Source organism: Polynucleobacter sp. MWH-Braz-FAM2G (assembly GCF_018687635.1).
GTDB lineage: Bacteria > Pseudomonadota > Gammaproteobacteria > Burkholderiales > Burkholderiaceae > Polynucleobacter.
On record NZ_CP061300.1, the window covers coordinates 204,973 to 226,736 of the forward strand.

General features: G+C 45.3%; 20 protein-coding genes and 1 pseudogene. 10 read left to right on the forward strand and 11 right to left on the reverse strand.

The window, feature by feature from the left end; all coding sequences use genetic code 11:
• Positions 1–139: 139 nt before the first annotated feature.
• From FD973_RS01115 to FD973_RS01125, 3 genes are all read left to right on the forward strand, one after another.
• Entirely contained in the window at positions 140–3,058 is a 2,919-nt protein-coding gene (locus FD973_RS01115; protein ID WP_371816874.1) for a ribonucleoside-diphosphate reductase subunit alpha, read from the forward strand.
• Positions 3,059–3,103: 45 nt separating this feature from the next.
• Positions 3,104–4,288, forward strand: a complete 1,185-nt coding sequence (locus FD973_RS01120) for a ribonucleotide-diphosphate reductase subunit beta (RefSeq protein WP_215323824.1) — start codon at positions 3,104–3,106, stop codon at positions 4,286–4,288.
• A 332-nt stretch (positions 4,289–4,620) separates the two neighbouring features.
• Positions 4,621–4,896 carry a hypothetical protein gene (locus FD973_RS01125; RefSeq protein WP_215323825.1) on the forward strand — a complete coding sequence of 92 codons (276 nt, stop codon included), beginning with the start codon at positions 4,621–4,623 and terminating at the stop codon, positions 4,894–4,896.
• Between the two features lie 230 nt (positions 4,897–5,126).
• Here FD973_RS01125 and FD973_RS01130 read toward each other — a convergent pair whose 3' ends face one another.
• The 7 genes and pseudogenes from FD973_RS01130 to FD973_RS01155 all read right to left on the reverse strand — a co-directional run bounded on the left by FD973_RS01130 (position 5,127) and on the right by FD973_RS01155 (position 10,830).
• Positions 5,127–6,086, reverse strand: coding sequence for a carbohydrate kinase family protein (locus tag FD973_RS01130; protein ID WP_215323826.1), 960 nt, complete (start codon positions 6,084–6,086; stop codon positions 5,127–5,129).
• A gap of 44 nt (positions 6,087–6,130) precedes the next feature.
• Positions 6,131–6,745, reverse strand: a complete 615-nt coding sequence (locus FD973_RS11035) for a DUF3426 domain-containing protein (protein WP_251368854.1) — start codon at positions 6,743–6,745, stop codon at positions 6,131–6,133.
• Positions 6,728–7,648, reverse strand: a pseudogene (gene prmA, locus FD973_RS11040) (50S ribosomal protein L11 methyltransferase); the annotation flags it as partial. The pseudogene prmA and the gene FD973_RS11035, both read right to left, overlap by 18 nt.
• Positions 7,649–7,664: 16 nt before the next feature.
• Complete coding sequence (accC, locus tag FD973_RS01140; protein WP_215323828.1) at positions 7,665–9,029, reverse strand: acetyl-CoA carboxylase biotin carboxylase subunit; 1,365 nt, start codon at positions 9,027–9,029, stop codon at positions 7,665–7,667.
• Positions 9,030–9,096: 67 nt separating this feature from the next.
• On the reverse strand, positions 9,097–9,567 hold the full coding sequence (gene accB / locus FD973_RS01145) for an acetyl-CoA carboxylase biotin carboxyl carrier protein (RefSeq protein WP_215323829.1): 471 nt from the start codon (positions 9,565–9,567) through the stop codon (positions 9,097–9,099).
• A gap of 36 nt (positions 9,568–9,603) precedes the next feature.
• Positions 9,604–10,053: a type II 3-dehydroquinate dehydratase gene (aroQ, locus tag FD973_RS01150; RefSeq protein WP_215323830.1), complete on the reverse strand. Its 450-nt coding sequence runs from the start codon at positions 10,051–10,053 to the stop codon at positions 9,604–9,606.
• 249 nt (positions 10,054–10,302) lie between these two features.
• Entirely contained in the window at positions 10,303–10,830 is a 528-nt protein-coding gene (locus tag FD973_RS01155) for a TlpA disulfide reductase family protein (RefSeq protein ID WP_215323831.1), read from the reverse strand.
• A gap of 26 nt (positions 10,831–10,856) precedes the next feature.
• Between FD973_RS01155 and mpl the strand changes: the two genes are divergently transcribed.
• From mpl to mtgA, 6 genes are read left to right on the forward strand one after another with little or no spacing between them, the layout of a single operon-like run.
• Complete coding sequence (mpl, locus tag FD973_RS01160) at positions 10,857–12,257, forward strand: UDP-N-acetylmuramate:L-alanyl-gamma-D-glutamyl-meso-diaminopimelate ligase (RefSeq protein WP_215323832.1); 1,401 nt, start codon at positions 10,857–10,859, stop codon at positions 12,255–12,257.
• 44 nt (positions 12,258–12,301) lie between these two features.
• A complete protein-coding gene (fabG, locus tag FD973_RS01165) occupies positions 12,302–13,036 on the forward strand; it encodes a 3-oxoacyl-ACP reductase FabG (protein WP_215323833.1) in 735 nt (244 codons plus the stop codon).
• Positions 13,037–13,038: 2 nt separating this feature from the next.
• Positions 13,039–15,081 (forward strand): ribonuclease catalytic domain-containing protein, encoded by a 2,043-nt coding sequence (locus FD973_RS01170; protein WP_215323834.1) that lies wholly within the window; start codon positions 13,039–13,041, stop codon positions 15,079–15,081.
• Complete coding sequence (locus FD973_RS01175) at positions 15,065–15,952, forward strand: energy transducer TonB (protein ID WP_215323835.1); 888 nt, start codon at positions 15,065–15,067, stop codon at positions 15,950–15,952. The genes FD973_RS01170 and FD973_RS01175 overlap by 17 nt, the downstream gene beginning before the upstream one ends.
• Before the next feature lie 57 nt (positions 15,953–16,009).
• Complete coding sequence (aroE, locus tag FD973_RS01180) at positions 16,010–16,918, forward strand: shikimate dehydrogenase (protein WP_215323836.1); 909 nt, start codon at positions 16,010–16,012, stop codon at positions 16,916–16,918.
• Positions 16,919–16,923: 5 nt separating this feature from the next.
• Positions 16,924–17,679 carry a monofunctional biosynthetic peptidoglycan transglycosylase gene (mtgA, locus tag FD973_RS01185; protein ID WP_215323837.1) on the forward strand — a complete coding sequence of 252 codons (756 nt, stop codon included), beginning with the start codon at positions 16,924–16,926 and terminating at the stop codon, positions 17,677–17,679.
• A 24-nt stretch (positions 17,680–17,703) separates the two neighbouring features.
• Here mtgA and pyrF read toward each other — a convergent pair whose 3' ends face one another.
• Positions 17,704–18,549, reverse strand: coding sequence for an orotidine-5'-phosphate decarboxylase (gene pyrF, locus FD973_RS01190; protein ID WP_215323838.1), 846 nt, complete (start codon positions 18,547–18,549; stop codon positions 17,704–17,706).
• 73 nt (positions 18,550–18,622) lie between these two features.
• Between pyrF and corA the strand changes: the two genes are divergently transcribed.
• Positions 18,623–19,588, forward strand: a complete 966-nt coding sequence (gene corA, locus FD973_RS01195; RefSeq protein ID WP_215323839.1) for a magnesium/cobalt transporter CorA — start codon at positions 18,623–18,625, stop codon at positions 19,586–19,588.
• 18 nt (positions 19,589–19,606) lie between these two features.
• On the opposite strand, the gene FD973_RS01200 is transcribed toward corA, so the two are convergent.
• Genes FD973_RS01200 through thiL form a run of 3 tightly spaced genes read right to left on the reverse strand, consistent with a single transcriptional unit; the run spans position 19,607 to position 21,668 of the window.
• Positions 19,607–20,086: a CinA family protein gene (locus FD973_RS01200; protein WP_215324656.1), complete on the reverse strand. Its 480-nt coding sequence runs from the start codon at positions 20,084–20,086 to the stop codon at positions 19,607–19,609.
• On the reverse strand, positions 20,086–20,646 hold the full coding sequence (locus FD973_RS01205; RefSeq protein ID WP_215323840.1) for a phosphatidylglycerophosphatase A: 561 nt from the start codon (positions 20,644–20,646) through the stop codon (positions 20,086–20,088). The genes FD973_RS01200 and FD973_RS01205 overlap by 1 nt, the downstream gene beginning before the upstream one ends.
• Positions 20,643–21,668: a thiamine-phosphate kinase gene (gene thiL, locus FD973_RS01210; protein ID WP_215323841.1), complete on the reverse strand. Its 1,026-nt coding sequence runs from the start codon at positions 21,666–21,668 to the stop codon at positions 20,643–20,645. Before thiL ends, FD973_RS01205 begins: the two co-directional genes overlap by 4 nt.
• Positions 21,669–21,764: the final 96 nt, after the last annotated feature.

Sequence of the window (21,764 nt, forward strand, 5' to 3'; positions counted from 1 at the left end):
ATGTAGTGTTTAAGTGAAGCAATACCTTATTGTTTTTTAACGATATTTTGTCCCAATAACTATATATAGACGCAGGAGCATCATGACATACGCTAATCCACAGACAGCAGGCCAACCAACCGGGGCTAATAATCCAGGAATGAGTCCTGCGGGGGCAATCAATCAGGCTCCTTCCGCTAGTTTTGTAGCCGGCGGTGTGGGTGGTAGCCAGGCGACCCAGTTGTCCGATTACAAAATTATTCGCCGCAATGGTTCAGTGGTTGCATTTGAGCCATCCAAAATTGCAATTGCAGTAACAAAAGCGTTTTTGGCGGTCAATGGCGGTCAGGGCGCGGCATCTGCGCGCGTTCGTGAACAAGTTGAGCAGTTAACGCATTCAGTGGTTCGTGCCTTATTGCGTAGTCGACCAAATGGTGGCACTTTCCACATTGAAGATATTCAAGATCAGGTGGAATTGGCTCTGATGCGTAGTGGTGAGCACAATGTTGCCCGTGCTTATGTTCTTTATCGCGAAAAGCGCAATCAAGAGCGTGCAGCTCAGCAAGAAGTTTCTCAAGAGACACAAACTGCGAATCAAGCTGGTGAGTCTGGCATCAAAGTAACAGATAACGGTGTCGAAAAGTGGCTCGATATTGCCGCTTTGCGCACAGTTATTGAGGCGGCTTGTGAAGGTCTAGGTAATCATATTGACGCTACCCCAATCATCACCGAAACCATTAAGAATTTGTATGATGGTGTTCCGATGGCGCAAGTATATGATTCCGCCATCTTGGCATCCCGCACATTGATTGAAAAAGATCCCGCATACAGCCAAGTAACAGCGCGCATCTTGATGCATGTGATCCGCAAAGAAATCTTGGGCAAGGAAGTATTGCAGGGTGATATGCAAGCTGAATACAGCACTTATTTTGCTAAGTACATTAACGAAGGCATCTCTGCTGAGTTGTTGGATCCACGCATGCGCGAGTTTGATTTGCCACGCTTGGCCGCTGCTTTGAACGCCAGTCGTGATTTGCAGTTCAATTACCTTGGTCTACAGACTTTGTATGATCGCTATTTCTTGCACATTGAAGATCGTCGTATTGAAATGCCTCAGGCTTTCTTTATGCGAGTTGCGATGGGTCTTGCGTTAAATGAGTTGGATCGTGAGCGTCGTGCGATTGAATTCTATGAAATCCTATCCACATTTGATTTCATGTCCAGTACACCAACCTTGTTCAATTCAGCTACAACCCGTCCACAGCTTTCTAGCTGCTACTTGACCACTGTAGACGACGATTTGGATGGCATTTACGAGGCATTGAAAGAAAATGCGTTGTTGTCTAAGTTTGCTGGTGGTTTGGGTAATGACTGGACCAATGTTCGCGCATTAGGAAGTCATATCAAAGGGACTAACGGTAAATCACAAGGTGTTGTGCCATTCTTAAAGGTAGTGAATGACACTGCCGTTGCCGTGAATCAAGGCGGTAAGCGTAAGGGCGCAGTTTGTGCCTATTTGGAAACATGGCACTTAGATATTGAAGAGTTCTTGGAGTTACGTAAGAACACAGGTGATGACCGTCGTCGTACCCATGATATGAATACTTCGAACTGGATTCCTGACCTGTTCATGAAGCGTGTAATGGAGAACGGTGATTGGACTTTGTTCTCACCATCTAATACCCCAGATCTGCATGATAAATATGGCAGAGCATTTGAAGAAGCCTATGTTGCTTACGAGCAAAAGGCAGATCGTGGTGAATTGAAGCCATTCCGCCGTATTCCAGCTCAGCAATTGTGGCGCAAGATGCTCGGCATGTTATTTGAAACTGGTCACCCATGGATCACTTTCAAAGATCCATGCAATATTCGTAGCCCACAGCAGCATATTGGCGTAGTTCACTCATCTAATCTTTGTACTGAGATCACTCTCAATACAAACGAGACTGAGATTGCAGTTTGTAACCTGGGTTCTGTGAACTTAACCGCTCATATGACTACCGATGCCAATGGCAAGATGATTCTCGACCATGAGAAGTTGCAGAGAACTGTTCGTACAGCAATGCGTATGCTTGATAACGTGATCGATATCAACTACTACGCTGTTGCTAAGGCACGTAATTCAAATTTGAAGCACCGTCCAGTCGGTATGGGCATCATGGGCTTCCAGGATTGCTTACATATGCAGCGCATTCCTTATGCCAGTGAGGAAGCTGTGAAGTTTGCGGATTCCTCTATGGAAGCAGTTTGCTATTACGCTTATCAGGCTTCTAATGAATTGGCTGAAGAGCGTGGCGTTTACAGTACATACAAAGGTTCTTTATGGGATCGTGGCATTCTTCCGCAGGATTCAGTGGCAATGTTGGCAGCAGAACGTGGTGGCTATGTAGAGGTGGATAACTCTTCTACTATGGATTGGAGTGGTTTGCGTGCACGTATTAAGCAACACGGTATGCGCAACTCCAATTGCGTGGCAATCGCACCCACAGCGACAATTTCTAACATTATTGGTGTGTCTGCTTGTATTGAGCCAACATTCCAGAACTTGTTTGTGAAATCCAACCTTTCTGGCGAATTCACGGTAGTGAATGAGTACTTAGTGCGTGATTTGAAGGATCGCGGTCTTTGGGATGAAGTGATGATTGCCGACTTAAAGTACTTTGATGGCACTTTGTCGAAGATTGATCGCATTCCACAGGATTTACGTGATTTGTACGCAACTGCCTTTGAGGTTGAGCCAACCTGGTTAGTTGAGGCGGCTTCTCGTCGTCAGAAGTGGATTGACCAAGCGCAGTCATTAAATATTTACATGGCTGGCGCATCTGGTAAGAAATTGGATGACACCTACAAATTGGCATGGTTGCGTGGCCTGAAAACTACTTACTATCTCCGCACAATGGCTGCAACCCACGTTGAGAAATCAACTGTTGCCAGCGGTCAATTGAATGCGGTATCTAGTGGTGGTGGCGTAAGTGGTACTGATGCCGCAAGTGCAGCAGGTGGAGTTGAGGCCGATGGCCCAGTTTGCACAATGCGCCCAGGTGATGCAGGATTTGAAGAATGTGAAGCATGCCAATAAGCCATTTGCTTATTGCTTAGAAATAAAAGAATTTAGGAGAAAGTTATGTTGAATTGGGATGAAGAAGTTGCCCCAGCACTAGCAAAAGCTGGTCTTGCGCCCCAGCCGGTTGCTGTAGAACCGCAACGCCCTCAGGCGGATCAGGTGGCTTTGACACCTCAAGCTACTGCTTCGGCACAAGAGCAAAGTGCTTCGGTGGCTGGCATGGAAACTCGTCGGGTTAATGTGGCGGATAAACGTGTTATCAATGCAAAGACTGATGTTAACCAGTTGGTGCCATTTAAGTATAAGTGGGCTTGGGAGAAATACTTAGCTGGTTGCGCAAACCACTGGATGCCACAAGAGATCAATATGAATCGCGATATTGCGCTTTGGAAGGATCCAAATGGTCTTACAGAGGATGAGCGACGTATTATTAAGCGCAATCTGGGTTTCTTCACAACTGCCGACTCTTTGGCAGCAAACAATATTGTTTTGGGAACTTATCGTCAAATTACCGCTCCAGAATGCCGTCAATACTTATTGCGTCAGGCTTTTGAAGAGGCTATTCATACCCATGCGTACCAATATATTGTTGAGTCTCTTGGCTTAGACCAAGGTGAAATCTTCAATGCGTATCATGAAATTGATTCAATTCGTGCAAAAGATGAGTTCTTAATTCCATTTATTGATGTATTAACTGATCCAACATTTAAGACTGGCACATTAGAGAATGATCAAAAACTACTTCGTTCTTTGATTGTTTTTGCTTGCGTGATGGAAGGTTTGTTCTTTTATGTTGGTTTTACGCAAATACTTGCAATGGGTCGTCAAAACAAAATGACTGGTGCTGCTGAGCAGTATCAATACATCCTTCGTGATGAGTCAATGCACTGTAATTTTGGTATCGATTTAATTAACCAAATTAAGCTGGAGAACCCGCAGTTATGGACTTCCGCGTTCAAAGACGAGATCAAATCAATCTTCGAAAAAGCAGTTGAATTGGAGTACCGTTATGCTGAAGATACGATGCCTCGTGGAGTGCTTGGATTGAACGCTCCGATGTTCAAAGGATACCTAAGATACATTTGTAATCGTAGATGTTTGCAAATAGGACTTGACGCGATGTTCCCAAATGAAGAGAATCCATTTCCATGGATGTCAGAAATGATTGATCTGAAAAAAGAACGAAACTTTTTTGAGACACGCGTTATTGAGTATCAAACCGGTGGTGCGCTAAGTTGGGAATAGTAAAAAAGTAATAAAGCGCACAACTGGCTAAATAGGAGATTAGACGGTTGGATAGTTTTAGAAGTCAGCAAAACCAGACTCAAATCCGAAAACCCTTGTTCAAGGGTGCCTGGGCTACTCTCTCTATTTTTTCAAACGTATTTAAGAAGCCGTTGTCCTTCGGGGCCACGGCTTTTTTTCCAGGATTCATTAGCGTGCAGCACCTAGCATCAAGCCGTGCGCCGATGAATGGCTCGCTCGTCAGATCCAAACGATTGCAAAATCACGCGGAAATGAATGGTCGGGTCTTCTTAATGTAGTTTGTACTAATCCTCACGTGAAGGAGCAATACTATGGCAACTGCCAAGAAAAAACCTGCTGCAAAGAAACCAGCTGCTAAAAAAGTAGCTGCAAAGAAACCAGCTGCTAAAAAAGTAGCTAAAAAAGCTGCTGCTAAAAAGCCAGCTGCTAAAAAAGTAGCTAAGAAGCGTCCTGCTGCTAAAAAAGCTGCTGCTAAAAAGCCAGCTGCTAAAAAAGTAGCCAAGAAGCGTCCAGCTGCTAAGAAAGCTGCTGCTAAAAAGCCAGCTGCTAAAAAAGTAGCAAAAAAGCGCGTAGCAAAAAAAAAGTAAGTAAGCCTGCTGCGAAGAAAGCGGGCCCAGCTGTTAAAAAGCCCGCGGCTAAAAAAGCTGCTGCACCAGCGCCTAGTGCGTTGAATCCTGCCGCTGCTTGGCCCTTCCCAACTGGCACACGTCCTTAATAGACGGGTGTTACTAGAAGGGGTCTCTCTCGAGACCCCTTTTTTTATTTCTGGATAGAGTGACGGTAGGGGGCTGACCTAAGCTAAGCCCCTAAATACAAACTAGAAGCTAAAACCAAATGCCTGTTTAAATTGAACGGCGATTTCATCTTTGCTTAATTGGTGATTTTGTGGCCCTTGATGGGTAATTTTGATTGAACCCATTAGGCTAGCGAGGCGACCGGTAGTCTCCCAATCCATGCCGTTTTCCAATCCAAAGAGCAGGCCGCCACGGAATGCATCACCACAACCCGTTGGGTCAACTACTTTTTCTGCTGGTACGGGTGGAATTGCAATACATTTACCATCAAAGTAGATGTCAGCACCTTCAGCACCCTTGGTAACAATGAGTGCTTTGACTCGCTCGGCGACCTTTGACAAACTGAGCCCCGTTCTTTGAGACAGCATTTCTCCTTCGTAGTCGTTTACCGCCAAATAACTGGCGATATCAACCAGTTCAAGAAGTTCTGGGCCATTAAACATCGGCAATCCTTGGCCTGGATCGAAGATAAATGGAATGTTTGCGTCTGCTAATTGATGGCAGTGCTCCCACATTCCTTGGCGACCATCAGGCGCAACGATCCCGAATTTAGTTGCGCTTTTGGAGTTTTTGCTGCGTTCCGCTATTACTGCCGATACTTGATTTAGGTGTGATTCGCCCATCGCGCCTGGATGGAAGGCGGTAATTTGGTTATTGGTTTGATCGGTTGTAATCATGGCCTGTGCAGTGAATGCGTTCTCGATCTGCCTAATATGACTTGCATCGATCTGAAGTTGCTCAAGTCTATTCATATAAGGTGCGGCATCGGCACCCACTGTTGCCATGATGATGGGTTCACCACCTAGAAGATTTAGGTTGTAGGCAATATTGCCAGCACAACCACCGAATTCACGACGCATGGTGGGAACTAGAAAGGCCACATTCAGAATATGAATCTGCTCAGGAAGGATTTGATCGGCGAATTTGCCTTCAAAGTTCATGATGGTGTCGTAGGCAATAGAGCCACAGATCAAGCTAGCCATAAATTACTTTCTTATAGGTGGTAAGTGTGATGTTGATAGATAAATTAGGGGTAAAGGACGCGAACACGATAGCCTGCGGTGTTTTGCGTTAACGAAATCGGTAATTCCACTTGAATGATTTCTCCAGATGGAATTCCTTTTTTTAAAAAATCTGGGTGTGACTCTTGCCACGAAGTAGGTAACCATTCTGCTGGGGTGTATTGCAATGATTTGATCTCATTTTCCTCTGCATCAGTCAGAGTGATTTCTAAATTCGGGGCCAATACTGCAATAGCAAGTCGATTTTGTATATCTACTTGCAGCATAGATGGATTTACAGCGCTTTTAAGACCCTCTCTGGCGTTTTCTTGCGAAAGTGTGGCAGAAGTAATTTTCCATGCAGAAAAATCGCTCACCGTGCGATCTAGGCATCCCAATGCACTACAGAGTTTTGTATCAATGCGTTGCAAGACTGAAAACAAAGTAACTGAAATTGAATTTGAAGTGCCATCGACACGAGGCGCTAAGGCAGGAAGCAAGGTATTTCTAGAGAGATGCTCACCAAAAACCAGCAACAGTAAAAATAAACTAACGAGTAAAGCTAACTTGAGACTTTTTTTTTGAGCCGGTGCATCAAAAGAGGTTTTTTGGTCAGCATTTAATGTGCCATGTAGACACACCCAACCTTCACTCTCTTTCCACACAGTGAGTTTTAGCCATTGACTATAAGTAGCAATCACTTCTTCAGCTTGGCGAGCAAGCACGCCAGATAGAACAATTTGTCCGCCAGGACGCATTTTGTTTACCAGTGCTGGCGCTAATACTTGCAGTGGATTGGCCAAAATATTAGCCATGACAATATCGTATTTAGTCTCCGCGGCAAGTTCAGGAGCCCCTTCGTTTGGCAGTACGAAGTTGATGATGGTTTGATTGATTTCAGCATTGCTACGGGCGGCGACCATCGCCTGAGGATCAATATCCGTACCTACTACTGGATTGCAGCCCAACTTAGCAGCGGCAATAGCCAAAATACCAGAGCCACATCCATAGTCTAGAAGACTTTGATTTTTTAATTTGGAATGTTCTTCTAACCATAAAAGACATAAGTGTGTGGTCGGATGGCTACCCGTACCAAATGCCAAACCCGGATCAACAGCGAGACAAATTGCATCCGGATCAGTGGGAGCATCGTGCCAAGAAGGCACTACCCAAATACGCTTTCCAATCTGAATGGGCGCAAATTGACTTTGAGTTAGCCTGACCCAATCTTGCTCTTCAACGATTTTTTCTTGAGGTGGGGATAAATTAAAACCAGCCTCTTTGAGTGAGTTCAGGAGTTCAGCAATAAATTCTGCGCTATCAGAGGAGTCAATTTCGGGATTGAAGAGGGCTGTAACAGCGGAGCGATCCCACGCTTGTACTTCCGGTGAGAGTCCAGGCTCTCCATAAAGTGGATTTTCGTCGTAACCGCCTGCTGCGTCATCTTCAACGGTGACGGAGAGGGCGCCTAACTCTAAAAGAGCATCACCAAGAGGTTCTGCGGTTTCAGCAGCTACCGTGAAAACAAGTTCACGATAAGACATGAAGTACTCGCATCAATTAAGGTTTGCCGCGACTAGCAGCTTGTTCTTCTAGGCGATGCTCCAAATAGTGAATGCTGGTGCCACCTTCAATGAAATTGGGGTCAAGCATGAGTTCACGATGGAGTGGAACATTGGTTGTAATGCCGTCAATCACCATTTCAGAGAGGGCAATTTGCATACGGCGAATCGCTTGCTCACGTGTATTGCCGTATGAAATTAACTTGCCAATCATGGAATCATAGTTTGATGGAACCACGTAACCGCTGTAGGCGTGGGAGTCGACACGAATGCCGGGACCACCAGGCATATGGAAAGATCCAATTTTGCCGGGGCTAGGCGTGAACTTAAATGGATCTTCAGCATTTAGACGGCACTCAATGGCATGACCGCGGAACACAATATCCTTTTGGCGATAGCTCAACTTCAGGCCAGCGGCAATTCGAATCTGCTCTTGAACAATGTCAACGCCAGTAATCATTTCAGTAACGGGATGCTCCACTTGAACACGGGTGTTCATCTCGATAAAGAAGAACTCACCGTTTTCGTAAAGAAATTCGAAGGTGCCTGCGCCGCGGTAGCCAATTTTTCTACAAGCTTCAGCACAGCGTTCGCCAATCTTTGCGATTAAGCGACGATCAATTCCTGGGGCAGGCGCTTCCTCAATCACTTTTTGATGGCGACGTTGCATTGAGCAATCGCGCTCACCTAACCAAATAGCATTCCCATGGGTATCAGCCAAAACTTGAATTTCTACATGGCGAGGTTTCTCTAAAAACTTTTCCATATAGACCTCAGGGTTTCCAAAGGCTCTGCCCGCTTCTTCTTTGGTCATATTGACTGCATTCAGAAGGGCGGCTTCGGTATGTACAACACGCATACCGCGTCCACCACCACCACCGGCTGCCTTAATAATGACTGGGTAACCTACTTTTTTTGCAGTAGCAATGATTTCTTTGGGATCATCTGAAAGAGCGCCTTCTGATCCAGGTACGCATGGCACTCCTGCTTTAATCATGGCCCTTTTTGCGGAAACCTTATCACCCATCAAGCGAATAGATGCTGCAGTGGGTCCAATAAACGCAAAGCCAGATTTTTCGACACGCTCTGCAAAGTCTGCGTTTTCAGAGAGAAAGCCATAGCCAGGATGAATTGCTTCTGCGTCAGTTACTTCGGCCGCAGAAATAATCGCTGGCATATTGAGATAACTCAGTGGCGATGGCGCTGGTCCAATACAGACGGCTTCATCAGCAAGCTTTACATACTTGGCTTCTTTGTCTGCGGTTGAGTAGACCACCACAGTTTTAATTCCCAACTCGCGACATGCGCGTTGGATGCGGAGAGCAATTTCTCCCCGATTGGCAATCAGAATCTTATCGAACATGTCGGCTCTGAGTTAAGTGTTAATGGTGAAATGAATAGATCTAGTGACAATCAACAATTCTGACCGACTAAGCGATCACAAAAAGCGGTTGATCAAACTCAACGCCCTGGCCGTTTTCACAGAGAATCTCTTTAACAACGCCCGCTTTCTCTGATTCGATTTCATTGAGTAGCTTCATTGCCTCAATAATGCAAAGCGTTTGACCCACTTTGACAGTATCGCCAATATTGACGAAGTTCGGCGATTCTGGGTTGGGCGCGCGATAGAAGGTTCCCACCATTGGAGAACGAGCAACAAAACCAGTTTCAACAGCTGGTGCTTCAGGAGCTGGCGCTGCAACAACCGATGGAGCACTAGCTACAGGTGCGGCCTGAATGGTTGGTGCTGGCGCTGGGTTGGTGTACACCACTTGGCCAGATTGGGCTGGAGATCCTGAATTGACAATACGAACACGATCTTCACCTTCATTTACTTCCAGCTCTGAAATCCCAGATTCAGAGACTAAATCGATCAAGGTTTTTAGTTTTCTCAGATCCATACGGGTGCTTCCTCTCTTGTGATTCTTTTATTGGGGTTATTTCTGTAAACGAGTAATGGCCGCTTGAAGAGCTAATTCGTAACCAATTGCTCCAAGCCCACAAATCACCCCAGTTGCTATATCAGATAGATAGGAGTGTTTGCGGAATTCTTCGCGCTGATGAATATTGGATAAGTGAACTTCGGTAAAAGGAATAGCCACTCCAGCCAGCACGTCACGCAATGCGACGCTAGTATGGGTAAATGCGCCAGGATTGATGATGATGAAATCAACCCCGTCTTGTTTTGCCTTTTGAATGCGATCAATTAGCTCGCCTTCATGATTGCTCTGAAAAGTGCTGAGATCTACAGACTTAGCATTGGCCAGTTCACCAAGCTTCTGATGAATGTCCTCAAGGGTTGTTTTGCCGTAAACCTCAGGTTCACGGATTCCTAATAGATTTAGGTTTGGGCCTTGAACTACGAGAATTGATGCTTTTTTCGACATAGATCTCTGTTTTTAGATGCAGTTAGGCGTTAATTGATTGCATGGGCTTAAAGCCCTGTGTGCAACCTCATGCTTGATTGCTGATGAGGGGAGTATACCTTTATATAACTGTAATAAGGCTAAAAAATTTCTCAAAAAATATGAATTTTCACAACTTTTAGACGAAGATATTGAGAAATGTGCTCTTATTTGCTTAATATTTAGGCGAAAAATGAAGTGATAGAAAATATTAAAGAACTCTAATATTTCTTATAATGCAGATTTTATAGCGCTTCTTACGTCTTCTTCGTTTATCTTCCCTAATTTGCTATAAGTAGATTTCCCTTTGGCATTAATAATGATTGTGTAGGGGAGTGCGCCCTGGGAATTCCCCATTTGTTTGGAGAGGTTGCTTCCTTCAAGGCCGCCAATGACGATTGGGTATGAGACAGGGGTTTTTGAAAGAAATTCACGAATATTAGATGATGAATCAATGCCGATGCCTACAAATAAGACATTTTGTTGTAAAAACTCTTTTTGAAGCTTGTCTAAGGAAGGCATTTCCTCAACGCAGGGCGGGCACCAAGACGCCCAAAAGTTCACAACAAGAACTTTTCCTTGCCAATTTTGCGTTTCGACTGTTTTTCCGTCAGGTGATTGCCAGTTGTTAGCAAAAAAAGCTTTTATGGAGGGTTCACTTGCCAGCCCAGTTTTCGTAATCCATTGCGAGGTGAGGACGCCTCCAAGGAGTGCTAAAAAACTGATTGCGACGATGATGATCCATTGTCTACGGTTCATTACAACTCCTTCGCTAAAATTCACTAATGCATATACATATCTTGGGCATTTGCGGTACTTTCATGGGCGGTATTGCCGCAATCGCTCGGCAGGCTGGACACCGCGTTACTGGTTGTGATGCCAACGTGTATCCACCAATGAGTATTCAACTTGAAGCTCAAGGCATCGATCTCATTGAGGGATTTACCCCTGATCAATTATCTCAGTTTGAGACCATGCCCGATTTATTCGTGATTGGTAATGTGGTTTCTCGCGGAAATCCCTTGATGGAGGCTATCCTGAATCAAGGGTTGCCATATATCTCTGGGCCGCAATGGCTTGGCGAACAAGTTTTGTATGGAAGACATGTTTTGGCAGTGGCTGGCACACACGGTAAGACAACCACTTCAGCCATGTTGGCTTGGATTTTGGAGTTCAATGGCTATAAGCCAGGTTATCTGATTGGAGGTGTGCCTCTGAATTTCACGGTGTCTGCACGCTTGGGTGAGAGTAAATATTTTGTGATCGAGGCTGATGAATATGACACGGCTTTTTTTGATAAGCGCAGTAAATTTGTTCACTACCGCCCACGCACGGCTTTATTAAATAACCTAGAGTTTGATCACGCTGACATTTTTGCGGATCTTGCGGCAATCGAAACCCAGTTTCATCATTTAGTGCGGACAGTCCCCGGTGACGGTTTGTTAGTAGTGAATGGAGAAGAGCCTGCTTTGGTGAGTGTTATCACACGTGGCGCGTGGGCACCTGTAGAGCGTTTCGGTCAAGCGCTTACAAACGATTGGTCTTTGGTTTCTCAAGAGGCCGATGGTTTTATTGTTCGCAAATTAGGCGAGGATGTGGCAACAGTGAAGTGGGCACCAGATTCAGGCGTGATGGGTCGACACAATCAACTAAATGCCTTAGCAGCGATTGCCTCAGCCAATCACATTGGTATTTCACCTGCTGATTCAGCACGTGCACTTGCAGAATTTAAGAATGTGAAGCGTCGCTTAGAGACAATCGGTGTTGCAAACGACATTACGGTATACGATGATTTTGCGCATCACCCAACTGCAATCACCACTACAGTCGATGGATTGCGTCGTCGAGTTGGTAACGCCCGAATCCTGGCAGTATTAGAGCCGCGTTCTAATACGATGAAGCTCGGCGTCATGAAAGCTCAACTTCCAAGTAGCCTTGAGGCTGCCGACAAGGTGTTTGCCTATGGAGCGAGTTCTGGTAAAGAATCATTGGGTTGGGATTTGTCTGAAGTCTTAACTCCACTTAACCAAGAAGAGCAATCTAGAGCGCGTGCTTACGATGATCTTGATGCTTTGGTTAAGGCGGTATTGAAAGAAGCAAAGCCAGGCGATCACATTCTGGTAATGAGTAATGGCGGGTTTGGTGGTGTGCATCAAAAAATATTAAATGCTATTTCGGCGCAGTAAAAATAACAAAGTTATCAAAGAAAAAATAGATTAAGAAAGCAAAAATGGGCGATAGATTAAAAGATAAAGTAGCTATCATTACTGGTGCGGCTAAAGGTATTGGTTTTGCTACTGCCCAGCGTTTTGCACAAGAGGGTGCAATAGTCATCATTACCGATATTAATCAGGAATCGGTCAATGGGGCAGCTGCGCAGATGCCTAATGCGGAAGGCTACGCCATGAATGTCACAGATCGCGCGAGTATTCAGGCGGTGATAGATCAGGTAATGCAAAAACATGGGCGCATTGATATCTTGATTAATAACGCTGGTATTACTCAAGATGCGCGCTTGATTAAGATGACTGAAGCGCAATTTGATACGGTAATTGATGTGAATTTAAAAGGCGTCTTCAATTGCACGCAGTTGGTTGTTCCGCATATGCTTGAAGCGGGTTCTGGTGCAGTTGTTAACGCATCTAGTGTTGTAGGTATCTATGGCAATTTTGGCCAAACCAATTACTCTGCAACAAAATTTGGTGTTATTGGATTTACAAAAACATGGGCGCGAGAGTTAGGGCCTAAAGGTATTCGTGTAAATGCAGTCTGCCCTGGGTTCATCGCTACCGAAATGGTGAAAGCGATGCCAGAAAATATCTTGCAAGATATTGAGAGACGTAGTTGGCTTGGGCGTTTGGGTACTCCAGCAGAAATGGCTAATGTGTATTTATTTTTAGCTAGCGATGAAGCAAGTTATGTGAATGGGGTTGCATTAGAGGCCAGCGGCGGGATCTCGCTTTAAGCATGAATCTTGTATATGAAGAAGGTGGGGAAATCAAGATTGCCTCCGTACAGTCTGCATCCGGCGCAGGAGATGCTGAGACTTGGCAAGCCACAAGTCTTTCTGGGAAAAAGATCAAATTAAAAGCTAAAGAGGTATGGTTACGTTTTGAAAAGCCAGACGCTCAAGTGGCTATGGATGAAGCTGGTGCACTGACAGAAGAGATTGATTTGCAGTTTCTTTGGGATTGCGCGCCAGACGAAGAGTTTGGTTTGGTTGATGTGGCACATGAGTATTTTGGTTCACAGGCTAGCGTTGCCCAAAAGCTTGCCTTGGCGATTGCTCTACAAGGTGCCCCAGTATTTTTCCGCCGCAAAGGGCGCGGTCGTTTTCAGCGGGCCCCACTTGAGCAGTTACAGGCAGGTTTAGCAGCGTTGGAAAGAAAGCAAAAAGAGCTGGAGCAACAATCAATTTGGCAACGGGAGTTAGTGGGCGGCATTTTTCCGGAAACACTGAAATCCTCAGCTAAGCAATTACTATTCTCCCCAGATAAAAATACTTCCGCTTACAAAGCCCTGATTGCTGCTTGTAACGAGACAGGTGAATCCCCTGCTCAGCTCATGATTCGATGTGGGGCAATTGACTCTCCATTGGCTTATCACCAAGGACTATTTCTTAAAGCGCATTTTCCAAATGGAGCGACTCACGAGCCTAGTATTGCTATCGAGCAAGATGTTTATGACGCTGCGATCGCCGAGCTGCCACTCGCTCAGGTGCAAGCCTTCTCAATCGATGATTCTGGAACTACTGAAATTGATGACGCTTTATCAGTTACAGAATTACCCGAGGGTGGTTATCGAGTGGGTATTCATATCGCTGCACCAGGATTGGCAATCTCTAAAGATGATCCACTAGATCAAGTTGCGCGCAATCGTATGTCCACAGTGTATTTTCCTGGCGACAAAATTACGATGCTGCCAGATTCGGTGATTGAACAATTTTCATTGGATGAAGGTATGCCAAGGCCTGCCTTATCAATTTATGTAGATCTTGATGAGCAGGGCTTGGTGAATCGAGATAGTTTGCAGATGCGTGCTGAATTGGTCCCGATGGCGGCTAATCTCCGCTTGGAGGATATAGAGCATCTCGTTAGCGAGGAAAGCTTATTAGACGAGGCCGCTAGTTATCCATATCGCAAAGAGTTGGCAATTTTGTGGCGGGCTGCTAAACATCTTCATGCTGGACGCCAAGAAAAGCGGGTAGCAAGCGGTCTCCGCGCTGAGCAATTGGGTTTGATTGATCCCAATACTTTAGCTAGAGACTTTCATTTTCAGATTCAAGAAATTGATGGAGTGCAGCGAGTTGATATTGTGCCGCGTCAACGCGGATCTATTTTGGACACTATCGTCGCAGAATGGATGATTTTCTGTAATAGCGTTTCGGGACAACTGCTAGCAGATCACGGCCTACCAGGATTATTCAGAACTCAGAAGGGTTGGGGTCCGCAGCGTACTCGTATGCAAACCACCCCAGGCCCCCATGAAGGTCTAGGTATAGATTATTACGCGTGGTGCACTTCCCCTTTACGTCGATATTCCGATTTAGTGAATCAATGGCAATTAATTGCGCTTGCTAAGCATGGGGTAACCGCCAAAATGGTTGCCCCTTTTCCGCCGCGCGATGCAACGCTAATGGGAATTGCGGCCGACTTTGAATCGTGCTATCAAGCGTATGGTGAATTCCAAGACCGCTTAGAAAAATATTGGTGTTTGCGCTGGATGATGCAAGACGGCGAATCCAAGACTGTTCATGTACGCCATTTAAAGGATGGTATGTCTCGAGTGGAGTTAGTGCCTTTGCACCTGCCCATTCCTGAACTTGCCAGCCACCCGCGCTTGACACGGGCAGAAGTCGTGATTACAGAGATTGATTTATTGCAACTGAGTGCAGGAGTTCGAGTGCTCGAAATAGAAGCAAAATCAGAGACTGCCAAAGAGATTCCGATCGACACCGTTACAGAAGTAGAGTCAGAAAATAACCCAGAAGAAGATGCTAGCCCAAATTAAATCGTTTGAGTTTTCATTTCCTCAGAAGCTGAGCGGGGTCTTGCAATTCATTCGGCATACTTGGAATCGCTATCCATTTCGCTTTGCGTTGTGCGTATCTATTCTGATACATATTGTCTTTTTATCTATTCGTTGGGGTGTTGGAGAAATTCAGAGTCGCAGACTTAACACTCCACTGAGCGTAGTTTTGGTAAATGCCAGCAATAAAACACCTCCTCAGAAATCAAGCAAATTGGCGCAAGCTGATTTGCAGGGGGGTGGCAAAACAGAAAGCCAGAATGCTACTGCAATTCATCGTGCCAGATTGGGCGCAGAGGCGCGTCTTGAGATTTTAGAAAAGCAACAAAAGCAAATGCTGGCCAAGTTGGAGGAGCAGCGTGTTCGAGCAGGTGGCCAAAAGAGTGGCGATGAGCAAAAAATAACTCCGCAATTGAACTCTTTAGAAGCTGAACTGGCCAAACGACTCCAGACGGATAGCAGGCAGCCTAAACGTAAAGTATTAACTGGAGCCAATACAAAGGCAGTGAGTTTTGCCCATTACTACGATGCCATGCGCCAAAAAATAGAAGCCTATGGCAGCGCATTTTTTCCAAGGGTAAATGGTCGTCCTATTTATGGAAGTTTAGTGATCGTAGTCAGTATTGATAATCAAGGAAGAATAACCACGAATGCCCAGGGCAAGGATGGTCTTTCTATTGGGCGCAGTTCTGGCAACCCCGAGCTTGATCGGCAAGCCTTGGCCATCGTCAGGGCTTCAGCCCCATTTGGCCGTTTCCCATCAGAAATGCGCAACCAAATAGATGTTTTGGATTGGGTTTCTACCTTTGAGTTCACTAGAGATGGGGTGGACCGACTTGAGCTACGTCGTTAATGTAATTTAGAAGTCTTTACTAACTCAATTTCTAAATTCGCTTATTCTGTAGTCATCATGAGTTCAGTCAACACACAAATTTTGCAAACCGATCCAAGTCTTTTTACTGGCGTGGATGTTTATGCTGTGGCTGGCAATCCGATTTCTCATAGCAAGTCTCCATTAATACATCAACGTTTTGCGGAACAAGCAAATCAGCGTATGCATTATGGGCGTCTTCAGCCTGAGTTAGATTCATTTGCACAAGCAGCCAAATCATTTTTTGCTGCGGGTGGCAAAGGCATGAATGTCACTGTGCCATTCAAGCTTGATGCACAAAATTTTGCCGATGTGCTTACACCTCGCGCCCAACAGGCAGGCGCAGTCAACACTTTATGGAAGGCAGAAGGCAAAATTTTTGGCGACAATACTGACGGAGCAGGTCTCGTGCGCGATCTATTGGCACAAGGCATTACTCTGCATAGTGCTCGTATTTTGTTAATAGGTGCTGGAGGTGCTGCTCGAGGCGTGATTGGTCCTCTATTGGAGCAATCGCCTAAATCTTTCATTATTGCCAATCGCTCTAATGCTAAAGCGGATGAGCTAGTAAGACTATTTGCCGATCTTGCAGCGTCTAAAGAGGCTGCACTGGAGTCACGCACATTGGCTGACTTAGAAGACTCTGCAAAAACCCAGTATCCATTTGATTTAGTGATCAATGCCACTGCCGCTGGTTTAACAGATGAGTCTCCTTTGACATCGAAAGCAGTTGCTAATGTTTTTGTTCCCAGCTCTTTCGCTTATGACATGGTCTATGGCAAAACGACGGCATTCATGCAACAAGCTCTGCAACGGGGTGCGAGGGTAAGTGATGGTCTAGGTATGTTGGTTGAGCAGGCAGCTGACGCATTCTTGTTATGGCGCGGCGCTCAGCATGCAAATGCGATTGACCCACGTAGCGTTTTAGCTGAACTGCGTATTAATTAATCTCAATGCGCTGGCTTTTTTATCCAGTGAAGTGTTTGCTAGCCGGATTTGTGGCAATGCAAATCTTTTTCGCGCTACAAATTGCCTTATGGGCCACCTTAGATCCTAGTAGCACCGCTTTTCAGAGAGCGGAACGTTGGCGTCTTTGTTCTTGGCATTGGAATTGTTCAGTGCAGTCCAAATGGGTTCCTTATGACAAGATCTCTAGCAATCTGAAGCGTGCTGTTTTGGTGAGCGAGGATGATATTTTCTTTCAGCATAAAGGCGTGCGAATTGAGGATATGCAAAAAGCTTGGCAGAAAAATCAACAGCAGAACCAGCAAAAATCTCAATCGAGCAATAAAACTAAAACTGCTTTGCGAGGTGGTTCGACAATTACCCAACAATTGGCTAAAAATTTATTTCTTTCATCTGAGCAAAGTTATCTCCGTAAGGGGCAAGAGCTCATCATTACTGGTCTTTTGGAGTTAATCCTTTCTAAGCAGAGATTATTTGAAATTTATCTCAACTCAGTAGAGTGGGGTGAGGGTATTTTTGGAATTGGGGTTGCGTCTCAGCGCTACTATGGAATTTCACCCGCAGTACTGGATCGAGATCAGTCTGCCGCACTAGCTTCAGCGCTACCGGCGCCCAAGTGTTTTGATAAACAACAGTATTGCCGTAAAGCCAATATTCACTTTCCAACTCGCCAAGAATTTATCTTGGAGAATATGGATCGGGTGGCTTTAGCGCCTTACCCCAAGAACAACCTGAACAAGTAAAACTAAAGTTAAAGAATTTAGTCCTTATTTGCTTGCAGCACTCCGAAGTGCGTCTCGCGTGTTCATTGCAACTTTTCTAGCGGCTTGAGCAAAATCTGCGCCCGTGCTGGCATACAAAATTGCCCTAGAAGAATTGATGATCATTCCAGTGCCAGGCTTGCCTGTGATTTTTCCAGCGCTCACAGTGGCATTAATATCACCGCCTTGAGCGCCTATTCCTGGAATTAATAAAGGCATATCGCCAACAATTGAGCGAACCTTTGCGATTTCTTCTGGAAAAGTCGCTCCAACTACCAAACCAATTTGTCCTGAGCTGTTCCATTGCTGGGCCGCTAGCTTGGCAACATGCAGATAAAGGGGCACCCCATTGGGGGCAATATTGAGAAACTGCAGATCTGACCCACCAGGGTTGGATGTGCGGCATAGCACGATCACTCCTTTGCCTGTGTGCTTGAGGTAGGGTTCGAGTGTGTCATAGCCCATATAGGGGTTCACAGTTATCGCATCGGCGCCATAGCGTTCAAAGGCCTCTAAAGCGTAATGGTCCGCAGTACTGCCAATATCTCCTCGCTTGGAATCTAGGATTACTGGAATATGGGGGTATTTATCTTTTAGGTGTCTTATCAATTTTTCTAGTTGGGCCTCTGCTCTTTGGGAGGCAAAGTAGGCAAACTGAGGTTTAAAAGCACATACCAAATCTGCAGTTGCATCAGCAATCTCGCGGCAGAACTCGTATATAGATTCAGGCTTTCCTTGGAGTTCTAGGGGTAGGCGCTTTGGGTCTGGGTCAAAGCCAACGCACAACATGCTGCCTTGAGAAGCCCATGCAGACTGGAGTTGCTGGGTAAAGGTATTTGTGGGAGAGTTCATGGGAATTGGCTTATTTTAGTGAAACTGTCATGTTCTATAGGATAAACTAGCGCACATTCCTTAGGAGTTCACCATGATCAACTTGTTCGTCCTGCAAAATGGCCGCCTCTCTCAAGAGCAAGTCGAAGATCGCAATGAATTGTTGCAGTACGCTAATCCTATCTGGATTGACGTCGTGGATCCAGAAGAAGAGGAATTGATTTGGATTAAAGAGGCGTTTGGCGTGCTTTTGCCTGAGCTGGATGACTTGGGTGATTTGGAAGCTTCCGCGCGTTACTTTGAGGCTGACGATGGTCACCTTCATATTCGTACCGATTTCTTATTGGACGAAGAAGAAACGTCTCGCAACGTTCGAGTAGCTTTTGTCCTCACCAAGCAAGTACTGTTTTCGATTCATGATGAAGATTTGCCAGTGTTCCGTTTGGTTCGCTTGCGCGCACGTTTACGTCCTGGATCAGTCAGTAATGCGAAAGATGTATTGCTTGACCTCTACTCTACAGATGCCGAATACTCCGCTGATGCTTTGGAAGAGGTTTATGAAAATCTCGAACAAGCAGGTAAGCGAGTTTTGCAAGACGATATTAATGATGCTGATGCTGAGCAGGTCCTCGAGACGATTGCAAAAGAGGAAGATACCAATGGACGCATTCGTCGTAATGTGATGGATACCCGCAGGGCTTTGTCTTTCTTGATGCGCAGCAAGTTGCTCTCCGATGAGCAGCAAGAAGAAGCGCGTCAAATTTTGCGTGACATCGATTCCCTAGAAAACCATACCGCTTTCTTATTCGATAAGATCAACTTCTTGATGGATGCGACCGTGGGTTTTATTAACTTGAATCAATCTAAGATTATTAAGATCTTCTCGGTGGTATCTGTAGCCTTAATGCCACCTACATTGCTAGCAAGTGTTTGGGGTATGAACTATAAGCACATGCCTGAATTAGATGAAACATGGGGCTATCCAATGGCAATAATAGCCATGGTGATATCTGCCATCATTCCGCTTTGGTATTTCCACAAAAAAGGTTGGATGAAATAAAAAAGAGGTAATGGGGCTTTAACTTCTGAGTAATGCAATTAGCTCAGTCAGCGCAAATTCGGTTGCTTGTTGCCTTATTCCTTGGCGATCACCATCAAAAAGCATGGTTTTAGTTACAGTCTGATTTTCCGTAGACCAGCCAAAACAAATTGTTCCAACAGGCTTCTCTGCTGAACCACCTGTTGGACCAGCGATGCCAGTGATGGAGATGGATACATTACTTCCAGAGTTAATCCGAGCGCCAACAGCCATGGCTTTGGCCACCTCTTCGCTAACAGCACCGTGGCTTTCAATCAACTGGAATGGGACATCAAGACATTCTGCTTTAGCTTCGTTGCTATAAGTAATATAACCACGTTCAAACCACTCGCTTGAGCCTGCCAGCTCAGTAAGCGTTGCGCAGACAAGCCCGCCTGTACAAGATTCAGCAAGGGCAATTGTCCAGTTCTTTGAGAGCAATATCTGAGATAAGGTTTTGGTGAGTGCGCTTGCGTTCATCATTTCATAAAGAACTGTAAAAGTGCCATTACAAGTAGTGTGAAAAAAGCAGCAGCAAGATCGTCGACCACAATGCCAAACCCACGCCAAATTATTTCCAAGTAGGTGGAACGATGAGAGCTATCACTTACAGTATTTTTAAAGTGACGATCGATCATACCGATTGGGCCGGGCTTGATCGCATCAAAAAAACGAAACAATGCAAATGCTAGTGCTTGCATCCATATATTTGTTGGCATGATGAAGATGAGTACTAACCAAAATGCAACGATTTCATCCCAAACGATTCCACCAAAGTCTTTCTTTCCTAACTCTTCACTGACAGATCCGCAAATCCAGCAGCCGAGTAGAAAGCCTCCGCCAATAATCCACAGAAAATCTTCTGTAGTAAAAAAGTACTCGCCTATTAAAAATGTACCCCAAGCCCAAAGAGAGCCAGCTGTGCCTGGTGCTATAGGGCTTAAGCCACTGCCAAAACCAAAAGCAACGGTGCGACCAGCGGTTTGAAAAACCCATTTGAAATTAGGTTTCACTGCGTCGGGGTAACGAGTGTCTGTCATGATGCAAAGTGATCAAATGATTTTAAAAAAGGTTTTGCTTCAGCATCGTTCAGTGGATTGCCGGATGCATCTATTAGATATATTTTTTCTCGATCAGCTTTTTTTGGTAGCGACTTACCAATTAAGGTTATTGGCAATTGGAGAGAGTTACTAATTTCTTGAATTCTCTCGCGTTGATTGGTCGGTGCAGTAAAACAAATTTCATAATCATCTCCTCCGCATGCCGCAAATTGATTTTGAATAAATGGGTCTTGTTTTCTTAAAGTGGCGGATTTTGGAATGCAATCTAAATGAATTTCAGCATCGACTTGCGATTGATGCAAGATGTGACTTAGATCCCCGAGTAAGCCGTCAGATACATCTAGGGCTGCACTTGCCACATCTCGCAAAAGAATTCCTAGTTCTACTCTTGGTGTGGGTTGGTGCATGCGGTGTTGAATCTGTTTGAGATCATTTGCGTCGAGATTAATTTCATGACGCAGTGCAGCAAGAGTGAGTCTTGCATCACCTAAGGTTCCAGATACCCAAATATCCTCATGAGGATTTGCCCCTGATCTGCGTATGGCTTTCCCTTTTGGGATGCTTCCTAAGGCTGTGATTGAGATTGTGAGGGGTCCGGCTGTGGTGTCACCCCCTATCAAAGGGCAGGAATACTCCTTGGCAATTGCAAAAAGCCCCTTAGAAAAGCCCTCCAGCCATGTTTCATCTACTGTCGGTAAGGAAATTGCCAATGTAAATGCCAACGGTTTTGCCCCCATGGCCGCTAGATCTGAAAGGTTGACCGCTAGGGCTTTGCGGGCCAACAATGCAGGATCAGCGCCCTCAAAAAAATGCCTCCCTTCAACCAGCATGTCGCTGGTAATGGCGATTTCTTGATCAGCGGGAGGATTGATGAGAGCACAGTCATCCCCAATACCCAGACCGATGGCTTGATCTAAATTTTTGCGTGGGGAATCTGAACTCGCTTTAAAAAAACGTTCAATGAGGTCAAATTCCCCTAGGGGTCTGGAATGAGAAGACATGACTTATTTTATGGCTGTTGTGTGTCTATTGTCCGAGAGGAATAGAATTGAACCCTTAACGGTCTTAGATAAAACGAAGATAAGACAAAAATTAGC